General features: G+C 61.5%; 5 protein-coding genes and 1 pseudogene. 4 read left to right on the top strand and 2 right to left on the bottom strand.

Annotation, left to right across the window (positions count from 1 at the left end):
* Positions 1-626: 626 nt before the first annotated feature.
* From minC to minE, 3 genes are read left to right on the top strand one after another with little or no spacing between them, the layout of a single operon-like run.
* Positions 627-1,316 carry a septum site-determining protein MinC gene (gene minC, locus NEZ08_RS01030; protein WP_298102171.1) on the top strand — a complete coding sequence of 230 codons (690 nt, stop codon included), beginning with the start codon at positions 627-629 and terminating at the stop codon, positions 1,314-1,316.
* A 22-nt stretch (positions 1,317-1,338) separates the two neighbouring features.
* A complete protein-coding gene (minD, locus tag NEZ08_RS01035) occupies positions 1,339-2,154 on the top strand; it encodes a septum site-determining protein MinD (RefSeq protein ID WP_298102174.1) in 816 nt (271 codons plus the stop codon).
* Positions 2,151-2,426: a cell division topological specificity factor MinE gene (gene minE / locus NEZ08_RS01040; protein WP_298102177.1), complete on the top strand. Its 276-nt coding sequence runs from the start codon at positions 2,151-2,153 to the stop codon at positions 2,424-2,426. The genes minD and minE overlap by 4 nt, the downstream gene beginning before the upstream one ends.
* Before the next feature lie 223 nt (positions 2,427-2,649).
* Here minE and NEZ08_RS01045 read toward each other — a convergent pair whose 3' ends face one another.
* Positions 2,650-3,003: a cytochrome c gene (locus tag NEZ08_RS01045; protein WP_298102180.1), complete on the bottom strand. Its 354-nt coding sequence runs from the start codon at positions 3,001-3,003 to the stop codon at positions 2,650-2,652.
* A complete protein-coding gene (locus NEZ08_RS01050; protein ID WP_298102183.1) occupies positions 3,003-3,191 on the bottom strand; it encodes a hypothetical protein in 189 nt (62 codons plus the stop codon). Before NEZ08_RS01050 ends, NEZ08_RS01045 begins: the two co-directional genes overlap by 1 nt.
* Positions 3,192-3,413: 222 nt before the next feature.
* Between NEZ08_RS01050 and NEZ08_RS01055 the strand changes: the two are divergent.
* A pseudogene (locus NEZ08_RS01055) lies at positions 3,414-4,186 on the top strand (AAA family ATPase).
* Positions 4,187-4,361 lie beyond the last annotated feature (175 nt).

Raw genomic sequence — 4,361 nt, forward strand, 5'->3', positions numbered from 1 at the left:
ACCAGCGTCGAGGTATCAGGACGCCACGACTTCGCCGTCCGCGAGCGCGCGCATTCGTCTGTTGCGCGCGCCGCGTCCACCGCATCTTCCGCCAACGTTCAGTGACGATCGCGAAACGCCCCTCTTGCCGGGCGGAAGACGTGCGAAGATTTTCCCGTGATTTGCCCGTCGTCGCAAGCATGCGTGCCTGCGACATTTCAACACGACGGGCAAATCAGGTGAGGCGAGGGAAAAGCTGTCAAGGCCTTCGTTGCCGTTCCGGATCGATCGTGCAACGGCCGAGTTTGGAATGCATGGCGCGGCAAGAACATTGGAAGGAATGGAGTCTCAGGTGCGCAATTGCTCACCATAGCTTGCGCGCGGGAACGACGGCGCCGAGAGAAAGAACTCGCCGGAGAGAGCAAATCAGCCGGCGGCTTTGGCTTTCCAGACTGTCAATTCACTTTGTTAGTTTTCGCGCGTGATGCGCCGACAATGATTTTGCGGCGCCCCAACCGTTTCCACTTTTCGACTCAATTTCGCCCGGCGACTCAATTTCATTCGAGCGAATCGAAAGGCGTGGGCGGGGGCACACACTGATGATGGCCGGCGGGGCGCCGGCATACAAGAGGCGAGAGCGGATCGTCATGGATGCGGTTGTGGGGCCAAAGCCGAAGTCCATTCGCATGCGAGGGCGTTCCTATGTTGCGTTCGTGTTTTTTCCGGTGGTTCCGATCATCGACTGGCTCGAGGAAATCGACGTAACCCTCAATCAGTCGCCGGGTTTCTTCGCAGGAAAGCCGGTGGTGCTCGATCTTTCCGCGGTCGATCTCAGCTCGAATGCGATTGGCCAACTCGTCGCAAGCCTGGAGCAGCGGGGACTTCGCATCCTCGGGCTCGAGGGCGTGGACGCCGAGCGGCTGAGCGCGAGCCTGCCGCCCTTGCTCACCGGCGGCCGCAATGCGGTGGTCCCGCGCAGCGAGCCGAAGAAGCAGGCTGCGAAAAAGGCGGCGTCCCTGTTGATCGATACCCAGGTGCGCTCCGGCCAGTCGATCGTTTTTCCCGATGGCGACATCACGATCGTGGGCTCGGTCTCATCGGGCGCCGAGATCGTCGCCGGCGGCTCCATCCATGTCTATGGGACGCTGCGCGGCCGCGCGATGGCAGGCATCAACGGCAATCTGACCGCGCGGATCTACTGCCAGAAGGTCGAAGCCGAACTGCTGGCGATCGATGGCTATTACCGGACAGCCGAACAGATCGACGCCGCCGCGTATCACGGACCGATGCAGGTCTGGCTGCAGGGCGACCTCGTGCAGATTTCACCACTTAGTTGATTGGATTTGGGGAGAATACAGAATGGCCAAGGTGCTGGTCGTAACGTCAGGCAAAGGCGGCGTGGGCAAGACGACTTCGACCGCCGCCCTCGGTGCGGCGCTCGCGCAAATGGGAGAGAAGGTCGTCGTCATCGACTTCGATGTCGGCCTGCGCAATCTCGACCTGGTGCTGGGGGCCGAGCGGCGCGTGGTGTTCGACTTCATCAACGTGGTGCAGGGCATTGCCAACCTCTCGCAGGCGCTCATTCGCGACAAGCGCCTGGAGAATCTTTGGCTCCTGCCGGCTTCGCAAACCCGGGACAAGGACGCGCTGACCGAAGAGGGCGTCGGCAGGATCATCGCCGAGCTGCGAACGAAGTTCGACTGGATCATCTGCGATAGCCCGGCCGGGATCGAACGGGGGGCGATGCTGGCGATGCGCTTTGCGGACGAGGCGGTGGTCGTCACCAATCCAGAAGTGTCCTCGGTGCGCGATTCCGACCGCATCATCGGGATGCTGGATTCCAAGACGGCGAAGGCGGAGAAGGGGGAACAGGTGCAAAAACACCTGTTGATCACCCGCTATGACACCGGCCGCGCGGCGCGTGGAGAAATGCTTTCGATCAACGATGTGACCGACATCCTGGCGACGGAGATGCTCGGGATCATTCCCGAAAGTCAGGACGTCCTGCGCGCCTCCAATGTGGGGATGCCGGTGACGCTCAACGACGCCAACAGCGTCCCGGCCCGTGCCTACACCGATGCGGCGCGCCGCTTGATGGGAGCGACCATTCCCGTGCTGGTGCCGGCCGCGCGGAAGGGGCTGATGGACCGGCTCCTGGGACGGAGGGCCGCATGATAAATTTTCCGCGGCTGTTCGGCGGCCGCACGGCGTCCGCACCCGTGGCGCGGGAACGGTTGCAGATCCTGCTGGCCCACGAGCGCGGCCTGTGCGGTCAGCCTGAGTTGCTGGAACTGCTGCGATCGGAAATCCTGGCTGTCGTCTCCCGCCACGTGACGCTCGACGCCGAGAAGGTCAGGGTCACGATGGACCGCGGCAATCTGGTGTCGATGCTCGAGATCGATATCGAGGTGCCGAACAGCGCGGAAGGATGGGCGGTCGCGTCGTGACAAGCGGCGGATATGCCGCCTAACGTTGAGGCGACGGAATAGAACTCCGGTCACCGCCGCGTAGTCATTCCGGGGGCGCGTCGTAGATGCGAACCCGGAATCCATCGTCCGGCACATTCAGGGAGCCACGGATTCTGGCCCTGCACCTTCCGCGCAAAATTGCTTCGCTATTTTGTTGCGACTGCGCATCCCGGAATGACGCCGGCGAATTAGGCAAGACGAGTTATCGGTTCTTCAAACTGAGGATGTAGCTTGCAAGCGCGTCCGCCTGGTGGGGGCCGATGATCAGGTTCGGCATGTCCTTGTGGCTCGTCCTGAAAAACACCTTCAGCGAAAGCGGCGTGATTCCGTGCTGGTTTGCGATGGCCTGGAAGCTCGGTGGTTCGTTGGGCATTTCCAGCACGTGGCGCTCAACGGCATGACAGTTTTCGCACCAGGCCTCGGCCAGGCGATGTCCTTCCGACACGCCGCTCGGCTCAACTGTCGCGCTCGCTGCACTGCGCACGCGAATAAGGAAAAAAACCGCAAGCGCAAGCAGGATGACGAGGGCGATATGAAGGGGGGCGTGGCGCCACATTACTCATGCTCCTCGAGTTGAGCCGCGTTGCCGTGAACGGGGCAGTTTGCGTCGGGAGCGACCAGCATGCCTGACGGCGCCGGTTCCTCCAGTTTGGCGTCGTGGGCGACAAACCGGCAGGTGCATCCCAGTTCGATGGCTTCAGGCGTTCCGGGCTGCGGCAAGGCGTAGTCCACTGGGTTATTCAATCGCACGGCTTTCCCTCCGCGGCTGCAAAGGTAATTTCTAACCGGGGCGGCGTGGGGGCATTGAGCTGGGTCAAAGCGACAGGTGGCCGCTTGCTGCTCCGGCCGTCCGCCACGGAACGGCGTTTCGCTGCTGGCGGCGTGCCAAAGCCGCTTCCATTCCGTGAATGTTCCTGTTACGTTCCATGCAGCCTGTGAGTGCATTGAGGGTGGGGAGCAGGGGGCATGGGTTCACGACGAAATCGCGACATCGATCTGCCGGCGCCGTATCTGAAGCGCGTCTGGATTGATCCGGCGCGCATTCCCGATCGCGATGCCTATCCGTTCTGCCTGCCGTTTCTGCACGATGATTTTTCGCTGACCTTCGATCGCCCCATCACCATCATCGCCGGCGAGAACGGGTCAGGTAAATCGACGCTGCTGGAAGCACTGGCTGTCATGGCAGGCTTTGACGAGACCGGCGGCGGCAAGGCGCACCGGCACGACCGGTCCTTTGCCCTGGAGGAGGGCGGCGGAGAATTGACAGTGGCACTGCGCGCAAGCTGGGTGCCGAAGGTCAACTACGGCTGGTTCTTCCGGGCGGAGACGTTTTTTACCATCGCGAGATATCTGGATCGGGCGGCCCAGGAATCTCCGATGGGCGGAGGTCCGCCGCCGGACTTTCTTTCGTTCTCCCATGGCGAGGGTTTCATCCGCTTTTTCGAGGAGCGCTGTCAGCGCCAGGGTTTTTTCGTTTTCGACGAGCCGGAGTCGGCTTTGTCGCCCAAACGCCAGATGGAATTTTTGAAGCTGCTGCACCGCATGGACAAGTCCGAGCGCTGCCAGGTGATCATGGCGACGCACTCGCCGGTGCTGATGGCCTATCCCAACGCGACGCTGCTGGAATTCACCAAATACGGATTGAGCCGACCACGGTCGAGCAGACCTACCACTACCGCGCGCTGCAGGAGTTTTTCTGCGATCCCAAGGGATTTGTGGAAGCGGCGATCGAGGGGTGAGGGATGGTGGTTAGGCCGCCAGCTATTTGCGACTCCAAGCGCCTTGATGGAGCAGGAAGATGGAAAAAGCGATGTACGAGAACTTTGAAATCTGCCCTGATCTTAAGGCAAAAGAGTTTTGCATCGTAGTTCGCGAGTATCAGGAGGGCCAGTTTCACAGGCGCTTCCACGAACA

It is taken from the genome of Bradyrhizobium sp., assembly GCF_027451485.1.
Lineage (GTDB): Bacteria > Pseudomonadota > Alphaproteobacteria > Rhizobiales > Xanthobacteraceae > Bradyrhizobium.

Coding starts and splice junctions, on each gene's coding strand:
- minC (WP_298102171.1), top strand. CDS start 627: ATGGATGCGGTTGTGGGGCCAAAGCCGAAGTCCATTCGCATGCGAGGG.
- minD (WP_298102174.1), top strand. CDS start 1,339: ATGGCCAAGGTGCTGGTCGTAACGTCAGGCAAAGGCGGCGTGGGCAAG.
- minE (WP_298102177.1), top strand. CDS start 2,151: ATGATAAATTTTCCGCGGCTGTTCGGCGGCCGCACGGCGTCCGCACCC.
- NEZ08_RS01045 (WP_298102180.1), bottom strand. CDS start 3,003: ATGTGGCGCCACGCCCCCCTTCATATCGCCCTCGTCATCCTGCTTGCG.